Raw genomic sequence first — 19,225 nt, 5'->3', positions numbered from 1 at the left:
CCCTCGCCCGGATTTTGCTGTCGCAAATTCCGGCCTCCCCCCGCAAGCGGGGAGAGGCGAAGAAGCCTCAATACCCGTCCACGCCGTTGATCTGTTGCAACCTGTCCTGCATCGCCTTTTTGAGATCAAAGCCCGGCCGGCCGTATCCGGCGTTCCTGCGCGCGATGAAATCGTCCTGCTCGCGCTGGATCTTGCGCGTCTCCGCCGGGCTCTGGGCTTCGCGGAGCACGCGCAAATGCGATCCGTAAATCTCGCGGTCGAGATCGGCGAGCTCGCGATTGCCGCAAATCGCTTTTTCGACCGCACGGCGCGCTCGCGCGCAATTGAAGCTGGGCTTGCCGGCGACGGCCATCTGCGCGCCGATCCGCTCGATCTCGCGCGCCATCGCCTTGTGATTGGCCTTGGCCTTCTCGTGGTTCGGATCGATCTTCAGCGTCGCGCCGAAATCCTGCACCGCCTTGGGCTTGTCGCCCTTCTTGAGCCAGAGCTCGCCGCGCGCATTGAAGATGTCGGCAAGTGTGGGATCGAGCGAAAGCGCGCGGCTGTCGTCGGCGATGGCGCGGTCAATCTGATCGTGCCGCGCATAGAGCGCCGCGCGCGCGATCAGCGCCTTGACCAGATCCCCCTTCGCCGTCTTCTCATTGTCGATTACGGCGGCGCAGGCCGTGGCGACCTTGTCCATGTCGTCGGCGGCAGTCGCAGCAAGGCAGGACGCGACGTCGACCTGGATCAGTGCAGCCGGCTCGCCGCCGGTCGCAGCCTGGGCGGTGGCGAGCGAGAGCGCGCAAAGCAATAATGCACCTGACGATTGAATGAGTTTTTGAAAACGCATGCTCGTTGCAGTCGGTAATCTTGCTTTCGATCTTGCCCTTAAGTCGCGCCTCGGGGCCGTACTATCCATCATACGGCCGGATTGGTGCTAGCTTGTGGCGGCGCTCACATCGGTTTCGGGGATCATCGTGTCGACATTCGAATGGATCATCGTGCTTCTGCTCGGCGCCGTTGCCTTATCGGCGCTGGCGCGGCGGATCAAGGTCCCCTACCCGACCTTTCTCGCCATCGGCGGCGCCCTGATCGCCTTCGTGCCATCAAGTCCGTCCTGGACGCTGCAGCCCGACCTGGCCCTGGCCCTTTTTGTCGCACCAGTTCTGCTCGATGCCGCGTTCGACACCTCGCTACGCGATCTGCGCAACAATTGGGTTCCGGTCTCGACCCTGGTCGTCGCCGCGGTCGGCCTGACCACGGCCGGCGTCGCCGTTGTCGCGCACCGGCTGATGCCCGACATGCCCTGGGCCGCCGCGGTTGCGCTCGGCGCGATCGTGGCGCCACCCGATGCGGCCGCCGCGGTCGCGATCCTGAGCCAGGTCAAGCTGCCCCACCGCATGGTGAAGGTTTTGGAGGGCGAGAGCCTGCTCAACGATGCCAGCGCGCTTCTGATCTATCGCATCGCGGTCGGCGCCGTCGCCACCGAGCACCTGACGTGGGGCCAGGTTGCACCGACCATGGCGCTGGCCCTGGTCGGCAGCGTCGTCGCCGGCCTGCTCGCCGGCCGCATCATTCCGCCGATCATGGGGCGGGTGACGGAAGCCCCGAGCGCGATCATCGTGCAATTCGCCACCACCTTCATGATCTGGATCGGCGCCGAGCATCTCGGCCTCTCCGGCATTCTCACCATCGTGGTCTATGCCATGACGATGGCGCGCTCGGCGGGGCTACGGATGCCGGCGCGGCTGCGGGTGCCGTCCTACGCGGTCTGGGAGACCATGGTGTTCGTGCTCAACGTGCTCGCCTTCATGCTGATCGGCATGCAGATGCGGCCGATCTGGACGCGCCTCGAGGCAGACGTGCGCTGGGAATATTGCGTGGCCGCGGCCTGGATCCTCCTCACCGTGGTGCTGGTCCGGCTGCTCTGGGTGACGTTCTACCGCACCACCTTGCGCGTGCTGGTCGCGCAGGGGATCTATCATCCGAGGGACCCCAGGGCCGTCGCCTCGCCCAAGGGCGGCCTCATCATCTCCTGGTGCGGCATGCGCGGCCTCGTGACGCTGGCCACCGCCTTCGCGCTGCCGGAGAATTTTCCCCATCGCGACTTCATCGTCTTCATCGCTTTTGCGGTGGTGCTGGGATCGCTGGTGATCCAGGGCCTGACGCTGCGGCCGCTGATCCTGGCGTTCGGCCTCAAGGACGACGATCCCGTCGGCACCGAGGTCGCGCAGGCGCGCGCCGTGGCCTATCGCGCAGCGCTCGATGCGATCGAGAGCGATCCGTCCGAGGAGGCGGAGATCCTGCGCCTCGAATATCGCGCCATCCTGATGCAGGCCGAGAACGATCCCAAGGGCGGCATCGCCAATGGCGAACTGCCGGCCGATCCCCTGCGCCGCCGCGCCATCGACGCCGCGCGCAAATCGATCTTCGACCTCCGCGCCACCGAGGTGATCGGCGACGACGCCTTCCATCGTCTCGAGGAAGAGCTCGATCGGGCCGAGTTGAGCGCGGGGGGCTGAGGCTGCGAGGCTGCTGACATAAACTCGATGTCGTCCCGGACAAGCGCGCCGCAAGCGCGCGCCGATCCGGGACGACAGCGGCGTTTGAACCAAATCCCGCCTCCCCAGACTCACTCCTGATGACAACCCTGACCGACGACCGTCGTGTACGCGCGCGTGATGCGTCGCCTGCACGATATTTTTATCTGCACATGGCCCTGGCCTGCGCGGCCACTGCGTTTCTCGGTTTCGCGCCGACCTATTGGATGCCGCTCGCCCACCGGACGCTGTCCGCAAGCCCGGTGATTCATTTTCACGGATTCTTGTTCTTTACCTGGTCGCTCTATTTCGTGCTGCAGACCTGGCTCGCGGCCTCGGGCCGGGTGGTCAATCACCGCTCGCTCGGCATCGCCGGCGTATCGCTCGCGACCGCGATGACGATCTTCGGCTTCCTCGCCTCCGTCCACGTGATGCAGCATTCCGCCGCGCTCGGGCAGCGCGAGGCCGGCATCGCCTTCTCGATCGTGCCAATGAGCGGGATCGCGTTCTTCGCGATCGTGTTCGTGCTCGCGATCATGAACACGCGCAGACCCGAGATTCACAAGCGGTTGATGCTTCTGGCCGCGGTCTCGATCCTCGATGCCGCGATCGCCCGCTGGTTCCTGACCTTCCTCGCCCCTCCCGGACCGCCCGGCCCACCGCCGGTGCCGGTGACGATCGCGCCGGCCGTCGTCGCTTCGCTCCTGCTCGTCGTCGCCATGGTGCGCGACTGGCGCACTGAGGGCCGCGTGCATCCGGTCTACATCACCGGCACGCTGGCGCTGCTGGCGGTGAAGGTGCTGAACTGGCCGATCAGCGAGACGGCAGCGTGGCATTCGTTCGCCGGCGGGATATTGGCGCTGGCGCAGTAATCACCATTGTCGTCCCGGACAAGCGAAGCGCAGATCCGGGACGACAGCGGAGATTGAAGCTAAGCCCCCGCCTTGCACGTGATGCCGCCGTCGACCACGAGCTCGATCCCCGTCACATATTTCGACTCGTCCGACGCCAGGAACAGCGCGGCGTTGGCGACGTCGAAGGCATCGCCCATGTGCCCCATCGGCACCTGCGCGTCGCGGGCGCGCCACATCGCTTCGACGTCGCCCTTGGCGTAGCTGGCGGCAAGGCCCGCAGAATGTTCGACCATCGGCGTCTTCATCAGGCCGGGCAGGATCGCATTGACGCGCACATGGTGGCGCGCGAACTCGATCGCCGTGGTGCGCGTCATCTGGTTCATCGCCGCCTTCGACGTGCCATAGGTGACGTACGAGATGCCCATGTGCCGGATCGAGGCGATCGAGGAGATGTTGATGATCGAGCCGCCGCCCTGCTTCACCATGACCGGGATGACGTGCTTCATGGCGAAATAGGCGCTCTTGAGGTTGACGCTGAAGACGCGGTCCCAGCTCTCCTCGGTGACCTCGACCACGCTGCCCATCTCGGCGATGCCGACATTGTTGTCGAGCACGTCGATGCGGCCATAGGCCTTCAGGCAGGCCGCCACCATCGCCTCGATCTCGGCAGGCCGCGAGACGTCGGCGGTAAACGCCGTCGCCTTGCCGCCCTCGCCGGTGATGATCTTCGCGGTCTCTTCGGCCGCGGTGCCGTTGCGATCGACGCAAAACACCTGGGCCCCCTCGCGCGCAAAGGTCACGGCAGTGGCCTTGCCGTTGCCCCAACCGGGCCCGATCGAGCCGGCCCCCACCACCATCGCAACCTTGCCCTTGAGCCGATCCATTTTGTGTCTCCTTGTTTATTGTTCTTGTAGCCCGGATCAGCGCAGCGATATCCGGGTTGGCATTTCCGGATGTCGCTTCGCTCATCCGGGCTACGGATCACTGCAAATCTTCATCGTCGTGACGTTAGCACCAATGGGATGCCCGACAATCTCCGACAGCGTCCGGCACTTGCCCTCATGACACAGCCGCCATTCGCCGGCCGCGCCGGAATTGCCGAGCACGACCTCCTGCATGGCGGCGCGCTTCGGCTGCCACTGAAACCAGCCGTCGACCAGCCGCGCCTCGGGCGGCGGCTCCATGCCGGGGCCGGTGCCCTTGATTCGGGCCTGCACCAGTTCGAGGCCGGCGGGCGTGACGCGCCAATCCTCCTGCCAGTCGACCTTCGCGATCGAATGCGTCCATGCAATCGTGAACGCGGACAGCGCCAGCGTCTTCACGCCGAAGGCCGTTGCGAAGCAGAGGCTCACGCCGCCTCGACCGGCGCCGACGGACGCTGCCGCCATTGCCACAGCACGAGCGCCGCAGCGAGCACGAAGCCGGCGGTGTCGCTGAACGCGAATTCCCCGAGCAGGCAGAATGCAGCGCCGAGCGCGACCAGGCGCTCGATCAGGCTCAAGCGCGTGAACAGGAAGCCGATCGCGACCATGCCGAATAGGCCGATCGCCACCAATGCCTTCAAGGCCGCCAGCGCCACCGCTCCGTAGAAGCCGAGCTTGGCCGCCATGGGATCGCCGGCTTGCAGCATCAAGGCCGGAGAATAGACGAAGATGAAGGGGATGACGTAGCCGGCGAGCGCGATGCGCATCGCCTCCCAGCCGATCTTGTCGGGATTCTCCTTTGCGATCGGCGCCGCCGCGAGCGCCGCCAGTGCCACCGGTGGCGAGAGGTCGGCCATGATGCCGTAGTAGAACGCGAACATGTGGCTCGCGATCAGGGGCACCCCTAGCTTGGCCAGTGCGGGCGCGGCGAGCGCGGCGGTGATGATGTAGGTCGGGATGGTCGGGATGCCGGTGCCGAGCAGGATCGACAGCAGCATGGTCATGATCAGCGCGAGGAACAGGCTCTTCTCGCCGAGCCCGATCACCCAGCCGCCGAAGATGGTGCCGACGCCGGTCTGCGACATCATGCCGATGATGACGCCGACGATGGCGCAGGCCATGCCGACGGTGATGGCGGATTTGGCGCTCTCGGCCAGCGCATCGCGGCAGCCGCGCAACGCCGCAAAGCCGCCGCGGACGAAGGCGGTGATCACGATCAATCCGACGACGACGCTCGCGACCGGCACGATCTTGAGGCCGTCACGCGACAGCGCGGCGACGACGAGTGCAAGCCCGATCCAGAAGATGTAGCGAATGATTGTCGCCGAGGCGCCGGCCGTGATGCTGGTGCCCAGGATCAGCGCCACGGTCAGCGCAAGACCCATGCTGCCGGCATAGAGCGGGGTGAAGCCCTCGAACAGCATGTAGATCAGGGCAGCGAGCGGCAGCACCAGGTACCAGCGCGTCACCAGCGCCTTCCAGGCGCTCGGAATCTCCGAGCGCTTCATGCCGGTGAGACCGTGCTTGCCGGCCTCCAGATGCACCATCCAGAACGCGGACGCGAAATAGAGCATCGCGGGAATCGCAGCCGCCTTGACGATCTCCGAATATTGCACACCGAGCGTCTCCGCCATGATGAAGGCGACCGCGCCCATCACCGGCGGCATGATCTGTCCCCCCATCGACGCGGTGGCTTCGACGCCGGCGGCGAAGGCGCGGCGGTAGCCGAACCTGATCATCAGCGGAATCGTGAACTGGCCGACGGTGACGACATTGGCGACGCCCGACCCGGAGATCGTGCCCATCATGCCGGAGGCGAACACGGCGACCTTGGCGGGTCCGCCGCGGGTGCGGCCGAACAGGCCGAGCGAAACGTCGGTGAACAGCTGGATCATGCCGGCGCGCTCCAGGAACGAGCCGAACAGGATGAACAGGAAGATGTAGGTCGCCGAGACGTAGATCGGCACGCCGTAGAAGCCTTCGGTGCCGAACGACAGATGCGTGACGATCTGGTCGAAATCATAGCCACGATGGTTGAGCGGCGACGGCAGATACTGGCCGAAGAACCAGTAGACGAGGCACGCGCCGCACATCAGCGGCAGCGCCGCGCCCATCAGCCGCCGCGTACCTTCGAAGATCAGCACCGCCAGCAGCGTGCCGACCATGAGATCGAGCCGCGTCGGGTCGCCGTCGCGCGCGATCAGGTCGGCATAGAAGATCCATTGGTAGAGCCCGCAGAGGAAGCCGGCGCCGCCGATCATCCAGCCGAGCGCGCGGCCGGCATTGCTCTTCGCGGTGAAGTTCGCGATCAGGCCGAAGGTGAGCAGGATCAGAAATCCGACATGGACGCCGCGCACCACCTGGCTCGGAAGATAGTTGAAAGCCGCGACATAGAGCTGGAAGCTGGCGAAGGCGATGCCGATCCAGTAGGCGAGCGCGCCCCACCAGCCCGGGCCGAACCCTTCCGGAAAGCCATGCTCGAAATTGTCGAACTCGACCTTGATGGGCGCAGCTTCAGTGCCCTCTGCCTTTTCCAGCATCTAAATCGTCCTTCGCCGTCGAGCGCTCATAACTTGGCACGGTCTACCCGCGCCGTCATGCCCGGGCTTGTCCCGCCTGCGCGGCCGAAGCCGCTTCGGCGAGGCGAAGGCCCGGGCATCCACGATCTTTCTCGCCTGCCCATAGAACGTGGATGGCCGGGCCATCTGTGCGAAGACGCGCTTCGCGCTAATGCCCGACCATGACGTCCGATGACGAGAGCCGATCCTACTTGATCAGCCCTTTTTCCTTGTAATAGCGGATCGCGCCGGGGTGCAGCGGAACCGGGCTGCCGCTGGCTGCGGTCTCGAGCTTGATCTCCCTGCCGGCCGCGTGCGCGTTGTGGAGTTCCGGCAGCGACTCGTAGACCAGCTTGGTCATCTGATAGGCGAGATCGTCCGATACGGCGGAGCTCGTGACGAGATAGTTGATCACGGCCGCCGTTGGCACGTCCTTGTCCTGGCCGGTATAGGTATTGGCCGGAATGATCGCGGAGACGAAGGGTGGGCCGATCTTGTCGACCGTCTCCTTCGGCACCGACACCACCGTGATCGGGCTCGATGTCGACAGGTCCTTCAGCGAGGCGACGCCAAGCCCGGCCGATTGCAGCGTCGCGTTGAGCTGCCGGTTCTTCATGAGGTCGACGGATTCGGCGAACGGCAGATACTCGACCTTGCCAAGATCCTTGTAGCTCATGCCTGCCGCGGCCAGGATCGCGCGTGAATTCAGCTCCGTGCCCGACTTCGGCGCACCGACCGAGAGGCTCTTGCCCTTGAGGTCGGCCAGCGTCTTGATGCCGGACTCAGCGGTCGCCACGATCTGGATGTAGTTCGGATAGATCGCGCCGATCGTGCGCAGCTTGTCGAGCTTGGTCTTGAAGCCCGCTTCCTCCTCGCCGTCCCAGGCGGCCTTGAGCGAGTCGCCCAGCGTGAACGCCAGCTCGCCGCGGCCCTGCTGCAGCAGGATCAGATTCTCGACCGACGCCTTGGTGGCCTGCACCTGCGTCTTCACGTTCGGGATCTTGTCGCCGTAGATCTTCCCGATCGCGACCCCAAGCGGATAATAGACGCCGGAGGTGCCGCCGGTCAGCACGTTGATGAAGGATTGCGCCTGCGCGCAAGGTGCCGACGCCGCCAGAGCAAGAGCCGCGGCCGCGCCGAAAATGGTTCGTTTCATGGTTGTTGTTCTCCCCAAACCGGCCGCGAAATTGGCCGGATGAGGCATGCGGGTCAACCCATCCAAAAGACAAAACAGGACTGCAGTAAATGGCCGATCCGGCTCGATCTTTCGGGAACTTCGGGCTGCGGCGACGTGGCGCAGTTGCTGACTTGCGTGAGGTTCGATCACGCGCGCGGCTGGCTCGGTCACCTCGCCCGCTTGCGGGAGAGGTCGCGCCGAAGGCGCGGGTGAGGGCTTTCTCCTCTAGGGGATTGTCCCACTGCGGAGACACCCTCTCCCCAGCCTCCCCCCGCCAGCGGGGGAGGGAGCGCACCGTCGCAAGCCCTTACTGGCAAGCCCTTACTGGAACGTCATGTCCAGGCACTTGGAGATGTCGGAGCCGAGGCCGGAGGAGATGATGATGCAGCCGCGCACCTTCTGCGCGCCGACGTCGGCGGCCCACACCGAATAGCCGCCGGGGCCGAAGAACGAATTGGTGTTCGGCGGCTCGGTCTCGGTCACATCGAAATCATACTTGCCATCGGTCTCGAAGATGCGCGGCTTCTTGGTGCAGCCGCCGTCGGTCTGGACGTTGATGACTTCCTTGTTGTCGCGGGTCAGCGCCAGCGAGACCTGGCAGCGGAAATATTCCGAGGTCTTGGTGTTGAAGAGATAAGTGTAGGACTTGCAGGTCGCCGTGTTCAGCTTGCCCGGGGCAAGGCCGCGGCTGCACGAAATGCGCTGGTTGTGGCTGAGCTGGTAGTCATCGGCCCGGGCGGCCGGCGCCAGCGCCGTCAACGACAATGCAGCAGCCCAGCAAAGTTTAATCACATGGCGCATCCGAATCATCCCTACCCATAATTTTGTCGAGTTGCGTTCTAGACGGAAAGCGGAACATAGTCGCGAGGGGACGAAGGGAAAATCACAACCTGCTGGGCAAGACGTGATGCGCTGCGGCGCTTTCGCAAATTGACCCGGATGCACCGTTCGTGATTTGTTCAAGCCCGACGCCCCCAACGACGGGGAGGATGGGATCATGGCCTTTTCAACGAAGACATTTGCACTTGCTTCGGCTGCATTCGTAACGCTGCTCGGCGCGTTCGCCGCGCCCGCATGCGCGCAAGCCACGGCAACGCCGTGGGAGCTCAAGCCCGACATGGGCTATGCGTATGACAGGGACGGCAAGACCTATTCCTACAAGATGGGCACCAGCAATGCTGGCGAGTTGCTGAAGGGCGCCAAGAAAGTGCCGAGGGGCACGCTGTTCTTCATCGGCCAGAACGGCCAGCTCTACATGCGCAGCGGCCCGTATCTCGAAGGCGACGGCAAGTTCAAGTTCGGTCCGGATCAGTAATCGCTTTTTGTCGTCCCGGGGCGCGCGAAGCGCGAACCCGGGCCCCATAACCCCAGGGAGCAGTTGCGGCGCGAAGCTGGTAACCCCGAGTCTTCGCCAAATCTGATTCCGTGGTTATGGGTCCCGGATCTGCGCGCGCTTTAGGCGCGCTTGTCCGGGATGACACCGATATCTAAAACGCCGCCGCCAATTCCCTTGCGCCGGGTTTGCCGCTGTTCGAATCCATCCGATCGTCCGTCACCGCCAGCAGCTTGGCCACCGTGTTGTGGCGGATCGCGACCGGATTGCGCTCATAGCCGCCGCGCTGGAAGAAGTTCGAGGTCGGCACCTGCTCGCGCATCGCCTGCGGCATCGTCACCATGTCGAGCCCGGTGCCGTCACCGGTGAGATTCATCATCTCGAGCTCGGCGGCCGTGAGTGGACGGGTGTAGCCCTTGGCGCGGGCGAACAGCACCGAGGTGAGCAGCTTGTGGGTCTGCAGCATCGGACCAACATCGACGTCGAGCACCATCGCATGCATGGCCCAGCCCTGCGCGGTGTTGCCGATCTTCTCATGCTCAGACCAGGTGTCGGGCACCGCCTTGGCATGCGCGACCATCTTCTTCAGCACGACGAGCTTGTGCTCGAGCGCCTGGCGCGCCGGTCCTGATGTGCGCGCAACTTTCTCGGACAGCGCGCGAACGAGTTCGTGTCCCTGCTCGGCCAGCAGCTCGACGCTGTTGGTGGTCAGGAGTTGGTTGTAACCCATCGCGGTCGAGATCGCGCGCTTGCCGCCATGCTCGATTCCTGCCTGCACGTCGTGGCTGCCGGTGCCGCCGGTCTCGAAGGCGTAAACCCGCACGGCCTGCTCGCGCGTCAGCCCGGAGGCGAGCGCGTAGCGCGCATAGGCGCGCTTGAACTCGGCCTCGCTGGACGGGCGCTGCGGCGTGAACTGGTAGAGCTCCTGCGCCGCGCGCAGGAAATCGGCAACGACGGGAATCGGTTTGCGGGGCGGCCGTTCCGGCGTTTCCTCCGGCTCCGGATTCACCGGCTTCTTCGGCCCGTTATAGAGCGGCGGATGCTCCAGCACGTAATCATCGAGCGTCACCTGCTGCCCGCTGCGCCGCTTGGCATTGCGGGTCTTCCGCTTCTCCGAGATCTGACTCCAATAGGCACCGGCCTCGGCATCGAAGGCCGCGCGCGCCGCCTGATATTCCGCGAGCTTGCGGCGATATTCGAGCACGGCAGGCGAGGCCCCCGCGCTTTGCGCAAAAAACTGCGACAGCAGCTGGGCGTTGGCATCGCGGACGGCCGGCGGCGGCGCGTCGGCCTCGCCACTGCGGGCGGCCGGTGTGATCAGGACAAGCGCAAGTGGAACCAGCGCCAATTTGTTTCGAATCGATCGATGCATGCCGTCCTCTTAGCAGGCATCCGGTAACCGTCACGTTAACGCGCCGTTTACCATCACTTCCAGGCGAACACCGGCTGTTCCAGGTCGGTGACGCGGGTGTGCCGCCCCGCCAGCACTTCACGGAACTGGTAGATCAGGGCCGCCGTCGGCGCGTGGATCAGGCTCATCTGATGATGGAACCGGATCACGCGGCGGGCACTTTCGGGGATCGCGGTGAAATCGAAGGCGTCGTCGTGCTCGATCGTATCGAGCGCGATGCGATGGACGGAGGCGACCTCGTCCGGGTTCGGCGCGATCGCGGCACTGTCGGCCGCCCAGACCACGACCGGCGTGATCAGGTAGCCGGAGCGGGTCGGATAATCGTCGAGCAGGCCGAGCACCGCGTCGGCTGAAAGCTTGAGCGCAAGCTCCTCGTCGAGCTCGCGCAGCGCCGCCTCGACCGGCGTCTCGCCGGCATCGCAGCGTCCGCCGGGCAGCGCCCATTGGCCACGATGCGCACGCAGATGAGAGGCACGCCTGGTGAGCAGGAAGGCGGTGTCGTCACCGTCGCTGGATTCGGTCAGCGCCAGCACCACCGCGGCGCGCTTCAGCGCCGACGGCTCGGCCTCGCCAGGCAGCCGCGCGAAGGACGCGCAGGCAGCTTCGATATTCCGTCTGGTGGCATCGTCGAAAGGTCTCATGGTGCTTGACTACACCAGGACTGCATCTGATGAAACGAGGAGAGACAGCGCTGCAGAGATGGACGGAGCGATGACGAGCAAGGCCGCCGCAAGGCTCAAATCAGAGGGCTGGAGCATGCTGGAGACGACCGGCTTCATGCACCTGATCGGTCCGTTGTGGGAGCGCAAGGTCGGCGGCCATCACGAGTTCGCGCTCGCGACCGAAGACAAGCACCACAACCGCCGCGGCATGGTGCAGGGCGGCGTGATGATGACCTTCGCCGACCGCACCTGCGGCATGACCGCCCGCTACGTCTCCGGCAAGGAGTTCATGGCGACGGTGCAGCTCGACACCCATTTCGTCGAAGCCGGCCAGATCGGCGACATCCTGATCTCCCGCCCGCGCGTGGTGCGCTCGACCCGCAGCCTGATCTTCATGAGCACGGAGGTGACGGTCGACGACCGCTGCATCGTGATGGCGAACGGCGTGTTCAAGATCCTGAAGGGGCCGGGGTAAAGGGGAGGCGTGGTCAAGCGGTCACCATCGCAGTCACACACTCCACTGTCGTCCCCGCGAACGCGGGGACCCATAACCCCAGGGAGGAGTGGTGGCGCGAAGCAGGCCACTCCGAGTCTTCGCCAAACAATTCCCTGTGGCTATGGGTCCCGGATCTGCGCTTCGCTTGTCCGGGACGACGAGAGGAGATTGGGCGGCCTTCCTCTCCGCGTCATTGCGAGGAGCTCTTGCGACGAAGCAATCCAGCATCTCTCCGCGGATGCATCTCTGGATTGCTTCGCCGCGCTCGCAATGACGGGCGGGGCTGGCTATGCTGCCCTCCATCAAATCTCGAGGACCCGCCCATGCAATACCGTCAGCTCGGCCGCAGCGGCCTGAAAGTGTCGCCGATCTGTCTGGGCACCATGATGTTCGGCGGGCCGACCGATGAAGCCGCATCAAAGCGGATCATCGACAAGGCTCGCGGGGCCGGCATCAACTTCATCGACACCGCCGACGCCTATTCGAAGGGCGCATCCGAGGAGGTCGTCGGCCGCGCCATCGCCAGCAACCGCCACGCCTGGGTGCTCGCGACGAAGCTCGCCAATCCCATGAATACTGGGATGGGTGACGATCCCAACCGGGTCGGCCTGTCGCGGCGCTGGGTGCTGCAGGCTGCTGACGAAAGCCTGAAGCGGCTCGGCACTGATCACATCGACATCTACTATCTGCACAAGGAAGACCATTCGACGCCGCTGGAGGAGACGGTGCGCGCGATGGGCGATTTGATCCGAGCAGGCAAGGTGCGTTATTTCGGCGTCTCCAATTACCGCGCCTGGCGCGTCGCCGAGATCTGCAACATCTGCGACCGGCTCGGCATCGACCGTCCGGCGGTGAGCCAGCCCTATTACAACGCGATGAACCGCATGCCCGAGGTCGAGCACTTCCCGGCCTGCTCTTATTACGGCCTCGGCATCGTTCCCTACAGCCCGCTGGCGCGCGGCGTGCTCACCGGCAAGTACAAGCCGGATGCTGCCCCCGACCAGGAGACGCGCGCGGGGCGCAACGACACCCGCATGATGCAGACCGAATGGCGGCCGGAATCGCTTCAGCTCGCGCAGGAGATCAAGGCGCACGCGGAGAGGAAGGGCATCGCCGCCGGCCAGTTCGCGGTTGCCTGGGTGCTCAACTCAGCCTTCGTCTCCTCGATCGTCGCGGGGCCCCGCACCGAGGAGCAGTGGGACGGCTACATCAGCGCGCTCGACTATCGCTTCACCGCCGATGACGAAGCACTGATCGACCGGCTGGTCGTACCGGGCCATCCCTCGACGCCGGGCTACAACGACCCCGCCTACCCGATCGAAGGCCGCCGCGCGCGGACGGCGTGAAACTTTCGAAAGACGACGATGGCGCACGAAGACCGCTACGGCCTGCCGCTCTCTACCGCATCCGATGCGGCTGCCGGCGCTTACGGCGTCGACCTCATGCTCTCCGGCTGGACCGGCATGGCGGAGACGCTGGAGCGCGCGATTGCGGCCGATCCCGATTTCGCGCTTCCCCATATCGCCCGCGCCCGCGTGCACGCCTTCTACCAACAGGGCGATCTGGCACGGAGCAAGGCGGCGCTCGCGCGCGAGCTGGTCGCAAGGCGCGGCACGGAGCGCGAGCGCTCGCATGTCGAGACGCTGGCGCTTGCGATCGAGGGCCGGCTGCACGAGGCGATCGCATCGACGCTGAAGCACGTCGAGAACTGGCCGCGCGATGCCCTGGTGCTGTCGCTGCCGCTCGGGGCGTTCGGCCTGTTCGCCTTCTCCGGCATGGCGGACCACGATCGCGCGCGGCACGAGCTGTGCGAGCGCGTGGCGCGGCATTACGGCGAGGATTGGTGGTTCCTCACGATGGCCGGCTGGGCCATGACCGAGAATGGCGACGTCGCACGCGGCCGGGCCGTCACCGAGCGCGGCTTCAGTTTGCGCCGGGCGAATGCCCACGCCGCGCATGCGGTGCTGCATGCGATGTTCGAGGACGGCTCGATCGAGGCGGCCGATCGCCTCGTCGACGACTGGATTCCGTCCTACGACCGCGCCGGAATTTTGCACGGCCATATCCGCTGGCACCAGGCGCTCGGCGCGCTCGAGCAGGACGATGCCGCGCGCGCCCTCGCGATCTATGCCGACGTGCTCCGGCCTTCCGCCACACAGGCGCCGCCGCTCAACGTTATCACCGACGCCGCCTCGCTGCTCTGGCGCCTATCGGCGTACGGCCACACCGTGCCGAAGACGTTGTGGCAGGAAGCGGACGCCACCGCACAAAAACTGTTTCCGAAGTCGAGCCTGTCCTTCGCCGACGTCCACATGGCCCTGTTCGCGGCGGCGACGCAAAACCACGCGGCTCTCACCGCACGCCTTGCGACGATCGAGCAGCGGCTCGCCGAGGGCAAGCTGCCGGCCGGCCCCGTCGTGCCGGCGATCTTCCGCGCGCTGGCGGCCTTCGCGGACGAGGATTACGCCTCATGCGTGCAAGCGCTCGCGCCTGTCCTCACCGAGGTCGTGCGGATCGGCGGCAGCCACGCCCAGAGCGAGCTGGTCGAGGACACCTACATCATCGCGCTCATGCGCAGCGGCGAGCTGCCCCGCGCCCGTGCCCTGCTGGACGCCCGCCTGCACCGCCGCCCGTCCCTGCGCGATGCGCGCTGGCAGACGGCCACGGGCTAGCTCTGCCACGAAAAAAACACCGGCCTGGCGGCAAGTGCCGGGCGGGACGGGTTGGGCGATGTGGGCGAATCGCCCTCGGGATGGCGCGGTGGTATTCCAGACGGGTCTTGCAGAACAAACGGGATCGCAACTAATTTGCGATTCGATGGTTGTGGGATGGAACCGGTTCACGGTTCTCGGGCAGGTGAGCCTTCCGATGCGCCTCTGCAGACCGCTTCCGGCCACCGCGCTGGCCTTGGCCGCCACCCTTGCCGCTGGGACAAGTCCTTGTTTTGCCGAGACTTCCAAACCAATCCCGGTCAACAATCCGGCGGCGCAGCAGAATACCCTCATCGACCTGTTGGCGCTGATGTCCGGCCACTGCAAGACGTTCAAGGTCGCCGGCCGCACCTTCGCCTGCAAGACGGTGGCCTACGCCCATGGCGACAAGGGCCGGGTCAATTTCGCGGTCGCGGTCGACGATCCCTCCGACGACAGCCACGTCGTTTCGTTCTCGGGCGAGAACGGCAAGCGCGCCGACGACAATTCCTACGAGCTGCCGATCGACCGCATGCTGCTCAACTCCAAGGACCGCCCCAAGGTCGACGGCCTGCCGGTGCCGGCCGAGCAGACCTCCACCGGCCTCTGCCGCCAGACCGGCAATTTCGCCGCCAAGAAGGTAACTGACGTCACCTGCTCCGCCACCGACAGCGAAGGCCGCCGCTACGAACTGCTGTTCGTCTCCGACGGCACGCCGGTCAGCGTGCGCCGCATCCGGCAGTCCTCGCCCTCGATCCAGGATCCGTTCAAGTAGCTCTTCTCGCCTCTCCCCGTAAGAACGGGGAGCGGGAGAAACAACTTCACGCGAACGCCTTTTCCAGCGTAGCGAAGATCACCGCGAGCGACTTGTCGTGCCGCGTCACCGCCGGCACCGGGCGATCGATCTTCATCAGCTGATAGACCGCCATCTGCGCCGCCCGCACCGAATATTCGACGGTGAACACGACGTCGTCGGGGATTTCGACGAACTGGCTGACGAAAGCGAGATTGACCGAATTCTTCGGCACCGGCAGCGGCCGGTCGGCCCAATTGCGCGGCATGAACATGCTGGTGATGTAGGGCATGCGGCAGGGAATGCAGATCGCGTCCTCGAACACGCCCATGTCGAAATTCAGGTGGCCACACAGCTCCTTCAGGATGTCCGCGCCGCCGCAATCGGACATCGCCTTGCCGACGAAATTGCCGACGCGGTCGGGATGCAGCGCATAGCCCCAGAACACCTGCACGTTGTTCGGCTGTCCTGCGAAATGCGGCTGGTGATAGAGCACGACCGACATCAGCCAGTTGGAATCCTTGAACGTCACAAGGCCGCCGGTGCCGGCCCTGTTGCCGGAGAACGCCTCCATCCGATCGAAGAACAGCGGATCGCGGCAGGTGACGGTGAAGGACAGCCAATAGGATTCGGGGATCGAAGTGTTGAAGGCGGAGGGATTGCCGAATTCGGGACGCCCCTGCGCGATCGTCTCCCACAACGTCCAGCCCTGACTGTCTTTCTTGGTGAGACGCGACGGCGGCTCGGTCATCGTGCCCAGGCTCGAGGCGTCCGTCATCGAGCCGTTCTGGAAGAACACGAGATCGCCGTCCTCGAGCAGGACATTGGCGGTGCGGCCGTCGCGATCGAGCACGAGTTGGCGCACCCGCAAGCGTCCGTCGTCGCTTTCGATCGCCATGTCGGTGACGCGCGTGCCGCGCACGAATTGTACGCCCTGGCTCTTCAGCCAGTCGGCGAGCGGCCGTACGATCGCATCGTACTGGTTGTAGACGGTGCGCTTGACGCCACTGAGCGTCTCGATGCGCGGAAACTCGTTCATGAAGCGGTGCAGATAGCGCTTCAGCTCGACGGCGCTGTGCCAGGGCTGGAAGGCGAACGTGGTCTGCCACATGTACCAGAAATTGGACTCGAAGAATTCCGGCGAGAGCCAGTCGGTGATGCGGCTGTTGCCGAGCGCCTCTTCCGAGGCCTCGGTGAGTCGCACCAGCTCCAGCCGGTCGCGCGCGGAGAAGCCCATATGCGAGACGTCGACCTTGAAGCGGTTGCGATCGACCAGCCGCGCCTTCGAGTGCGCCGGATTCTCCACGTTGAAGGCGATCGTCTCGTCGCGCACGCTGAGGCCCGGATGCTCCAGCGAGGGGATGCTCGACAGCAAGTCCCAGGTGCATTCGTAATGGTCGGTGGTGAGCATGCGGCCGCCGCGCAGCGAATAGGCGCCGTTCGCGAGCTGGGCGCCGTCGAGGCTGCCGCCGACCAGCGGCTGCGCCTCGTAGATCACGATGTCACGCCCCCGCTGTTGCGCGTCGCGGATCAGGAACGCCGCGCCCGCGAGCGATCCGATGCCACCGCCGATGAAATACGCCTTCATGACCTGCCTCGATTTCGGTTCGAATGTCGCGGCGACATTGCATCGCGCAGCAACGGCCGAGATTGCGCTGGATCAAGCGCTGCGGGACCGGCGAAATCACGTGGCCGTTATCGGCGCTGGCTTCTTGGCATAGACGTGCTCGATCTCGTCCGCGAAGCGGCGTTCGAGCGCGGGACGCTTGTTCTTCAGCGTCGGCGTCAGCAGGCCCGCCGCGATGGTCCACGGGTCCAGCGTCCACCACACCGCGCGCGGTGTCGCGTAGGACGGATAGGCCTTCACGGCTGCCGCTATTCGCGCCAGCAACGCGGCCCGTTCCGCCGCGCCGCCTTGCTGGCCGCGCGCCGCCAGCCTTTCCTTTTCCTCCACCCAGGCTTTGGCATTCAGCACGACCAGCGCGGTGAGGAACGGCCGCTGTTCGCCGACCACCAGCGCTTGCTCGAACAAGGGATCGGCGAGGATCGCGGTCTCCAGATCCACCGGCGCGATCTTCTCGCCGGTGGACGTGACCAGGATGTCCTTGATGCGGCCGGTGATGGTGATGCGCCCAGTCTCGATGCGGGCCTGGTCGCCGGTATGCAGCCAGCCATCGGCGTCCTTGACGCGGCGCGTCTCCTCCGGCTTGTGCCAGTAGCCGAGCATCACGCTGGGGCCGCGCACCAGCAATTCGTCGTTCTCGCCCAGCCTGACCTCGACGCCGTCGAGGACGTGGCCGACCGAATGCGGATCGTTGTCGTCAGGGGTGTTGACGGAGACCACCGGCGAGGTCTCCGTCATCCCGTAACCCTGGAGGACGTCGAGCCCGAGCGCGAGAAACAGGCGGATGACGGGCTCCGCGATCGGCGCGCCGCCGGAGACCGCGACGCGCAGGCGGCCGCCGAGCTGCGCCAGCACCTTGTCGGCGACGAGGCGCTCGAGCAGCGGCCAAGCCAGCCGGTCCAGCAGCGACGGCACGCCATGCTGCTGCCGCGCGTCGAAGCGCCGCCCGCCGACGGCGATGGTGAGGTCGAGCAGCGCGCGCTCGATCCAGCTCGCGGATGCCCGATGTTGCACGATCAGCGCGTAGATGCGCTCGTAGATCCGCGGCACCGAGACCAGCACCGTCGGCTGCACATGCTTCAGATCCTCCGAGAGTTGCGGCACCGAGCGGGCATAGGCGACACAGGCGCCGACCGCGATCGGGAAGTAATAGCCGCCGGTGCGCTCGAAGGTGTGCGAGAGCGGCAGGAAGGACAGGAAGACGTCGTGCGGTTCGGCTTTGATGCGGCGCGCGATCGCCTTCACATTGGCGACCACGTTGCCGTGCGACAACATCACGCCCTTCGGCCGCCCGGTCGTGCCCGAGGTGTAGACGATGGCGGCGAGATCGTCCGGCTGGACCGCGACGTCGGTCAGCGGCGCGCTTACGCGGGGGGCTTGTGCGAGCCAGTGGTCGAGCCCGACGATGCGCGCATCCGGTGTGATGAGCCCGCCCGCATCTGCGCAGACGATGCGCTTGAGATGGTCCAGCGGCTGTCCGGTCGCCACGATCGCCTGCCAGCGCTCCAGTGTATCGACAAACAAGAGCAGCGCGCCGGAATCGACCAGGACGTAGGCGATGCTGTCGGGGTTGTCGACAGCATGCATCGGCACCGGCACCAGCCCGCGCGACAGCGCCGCCTGGTCCATGGCGATATGCGCAATGCCGTTCGGCATCAGGATGGCGATGCGTTCACCTGGCGAGAATTCCTCCGCGGCGAGCGCCCGCCGCCACAGCTCGAATTCCGCATCGATCTCGCGCCAGGACTGGCTGACCCAGCGCTGGGCGGTCGCGTCGAAATGGCGATAGGCCTCCGCCGCCGGTGTCGCCTCGACCCGCCAGCGCAGGAGCTGCGGCAGCGTCTTGATCTCGGCAAGACCGTCCGGTTGACTCATCGGCCCCGGCATGGCGTCCTCTCGCATCTCATCGATTCCCAACCATTTGGTGCCTCGACACTAGGCCGGCCAGTCCTTGCCGCTTTGATCCTCAGCAAGGCGGCCGCAACTCACCCTCGCGTCCCGGACGCGGTGCGGCGCGTAGCGCTGCTCCGCAGCGCCGGACCCATACTCGCAAAGAGCCTTCTGGCGATATGGGCCCCGGCTCTGCGGCGCACCGTCGAAGAGACGCTGCGCCGCGTCCGGGGCACGAGTGTCGTCGCGAAACGAGGGAAAATCGGCATTGCCTGCCACCTCCGTCACCTCG

17 protein-coding genes are annotated in these 19,225 nt (G+C 65.6%); 7 read left to right on the top strand and 10 right to left on the bottom strand.

Annotation, left to right across the window (positions count from 1 at the left end):
• Positions 1-67: 67 nt before the first annotated feature.
• Positions 68-832 carry a hypothetical protein gene (locus tag XH84_RS36900; RefSeq protein WP_164936237.1) on the bottom strand — a complete coding sequence of 255 codons (765 nt, stop codon included), beginning with the start codon at positions 830-832 and terminating at the stop codon, positions 68-70.
• A gap of 94 nt (positions 833-926) precedes the next feature.
• Between XH84_RS36900 and XH84_RS36895 the strand changes: the two genes are divergently transcribed.
• A complete protein-coding gene (locus XH84_RS36895; RefSeq protein WP_128919297.1) occupies positions 927-2,504 on the top strand; it encodes a cation:proton antiporter in 1,578 nt (525 codons plus the stop codon).
• Between the two features lie 119 nt (positions 2,505-2,623).
• Positions 2,624-3,394, top strand: a complete 771-nt coding sequence (locus tag XH84_RS36890) for a hypothetical protein (RefSeq protein ID WP_128919296.1) — start codon at positions 2,624-2,626, stop codon at positions 3,392-3,394.
• A 59-nt stretch (positions 3,395-3,453) separates the two neighbouring features.
• Here XH84_RS36890 and XH84_RS36885 read toward each other — a convergent pair whose 3' ends face one another.
• From XH84_RS36885 to XH84_RS36865, 5 genes are all read right to left on the bottom strand, one after another.
• Positions 3,454-4,260, bottom strand: a complete 807-nt coding sequence (locus XH84_RS36885) for an SDR family NAD(P)-dependent oxidoreductase (RefSeq protein WP_128919295.1) — start codon at positions 4,258-4,260, stop codon at positions 3,454-3,456.
• 90 nt (positions 4,261-4,350) lie between these two features.
• Positions 4,351-4,764 (bottom strand): DUF1850 domain-containing protein, encoded by a 414-nt coding sequence (locus XH84_RS36880; RefSeq protein WP_128919294.1) that lies wholly within the window; start codon positions 4,762-4,764, stop codon positions 4,351-4,353.
• Positions 4,725-6,839, bottom strand: a complete 2,115-nt coding sequence (locus XH84_RS36875) for a TRAP transporter permease (protein WP_164936235.1) — start codon at positions 6,837-6,839, stop codon at positions 4,725-4,727. Before XH84_RS36875 ends, XH84_RS36880 begins: the two co-directional genes overlap by 40 nt.
• A 226-nt stretch (positions 6,840-7,065) precedes the next feature.
• Positions 7,066-8,013: a TAXI family TRAP transporter solute-binding subunit gene (locus tag XH84_RS36870; protein WP_128919293.1), complete on the bottom strand. Its 948-nt coding sequence runs from the start codon at positions 8,011-8,013 to the stop codon at positions 7,066-7,068.
• Between the two features lie 342 nt (positions 8,014-8,355).
• Positions 8,356-8,835 (bottom strand): hypothetical protein, encoded by a 480-nt coding sequence (locus tag XH84_RS36865; RefSeq protein WP_164936234.1) that lies wholly within the window; start codon positions 8,833-8,835, stop codon positions 8,356-8,358.
• A 196-nt stretch (positions 8,836-9,031) separates the two neighbouring features.
• Here XH84_RS36865 and XH84_RS36860 point away from each other — a divergent pair, with 196 nt between their 5' ends.
• Positions 9,032-9,349 carry a hypothetical protein gene (locus XH84_RS36860; protein ID WP_128919291.1) on the top strand — a complete coding sequence of 106 codons (318 nt, stop codon included), beginning with the start codon at positions 9,032-9,034 and terminating at the stop codon, positions 9,347-9,349.
• Between the two features lie 172 nt (positions 9,350-9,521).
• Here the strand turns inward: XH84_RS36860 and XH84_RS36855 are convergent, their stop codons facing one another.
• Complete coding sequence (locus tag XH84_RS36855) at positions 9,522-10,739, bottom strand: hypothetical protein (RefSeq protein ID WP_128919290.1); 1,218 nt, start codon at positions 10,737-10,739, stop codon at positions 9,522-9,524.
• 53 nt (positions 10,740-10,792) lie between these two features.
• Complete coding sequence (locus XH84_RS36850; protein ID WP_128919289.1) at positions 10,793-11,419, bottom strand: NUDIX hydrolase; 627 nt, start codon at positions 11,417-11,419, stop codon at positions 10,793-10,795.
• Positions 11,420-11,489: 70 nt separating this feature from the next.
• Between XH84_RS36850 and XH84_RS36845 the strand changes: the two genes are divergently transcribed.
• The 4 genes from XH84_RS36845 to XH84_RS36830 all read left to right on the top strand — a co-directional run bounded on the left by XH84_RS36845 (position 11,490) and on the right by XH84_RS36830 (position 15,401).
• Positions 11,490-11,915: a PaaI family thioesterase gene (locus XH84_RS36845; RefSeq protein ID WP_164936233.1), complete on the top strand. Its 426-nt coding sequence runs from the start codon at positions 11,490-11,492 to the stop codon at positions 11,913-11,915.
• Positions 11,916-12,259: 344 nt separating this feature from the next.
• The gene (locus tag XH84_RS36840; protein WP_128919287.1) at positions 12,260-13,282 is read left to right on the top strand and encodes an aldo/keto reductase; all 1,023 of its coding nucleotides are present in this window, start codon (positions 12,260-12,262) and stop codon (positions 13,280-13,282) included.
• Between the two features lie 18 nt (positions 13,283-13,300).
• Positions 13,301-14,608, top strand: coding sequence for a tetratricopeptide repeat protein (locus XH84_RS36835; protein WP_128919286.1), 1,308 nt, complete (start codon positions 13,301-13,303; stop codon positions 14,606-14,608).
• Positions 14,609-14,804: 196 nt separating this feature from the next.
• Positions 14,805-15,401: a hypothetical protein gene (locus XH84_RS36830; RefSeq protein WP_128919285.1), complete on the top strand. Its 597-nt coding sequence runs from the start codon at positions 14,805-14,807 to the stop codon at positions 15,399-15,401.
• Between the two features lie 46 nt (positions 15,402-15,447).
• Here the strand turns inward: XH84_RS36830 and XH84_RS36825 are convergent, their stop codons facing one another.
• Entirely contained in the window at positions 15,448-17,007 is a 1,560-nt protein-coding gene (locus tag XH84_RS36825; RefSeq protein WP_128919284.1) for an oleate hydratase, read from the bottom strand.
• A gap of 96 nt (positions 17,008-17,103) precedes the next feature.
• A complete protein-coding gene (locus XH84_RS36820; protein WP_164936232.1) occupies positions 17,104-18,930 on the bottom strand; it encodes an AMP-dependent synthetase/ligase in 1,827 nt (608 codons plus the stop codon).
• Positions 18,931-19,225: the final 295 nt, after the last annotated feature.

The sequence above is a fragment of the Bradyrhizobium nanningense genome (assembly GCF_004114535.1).
Taxonomy (GTDB): Bacteria; Pseudomonadota; Alphaproteobacteria; order Rhizobiales; family Xanthobacteraceae; genus Bradyrhizobium; species Bradyrhizobium nanningense.
This window is presented reverse-complemented; position numbering and strand designations above follow the sequence as displayed.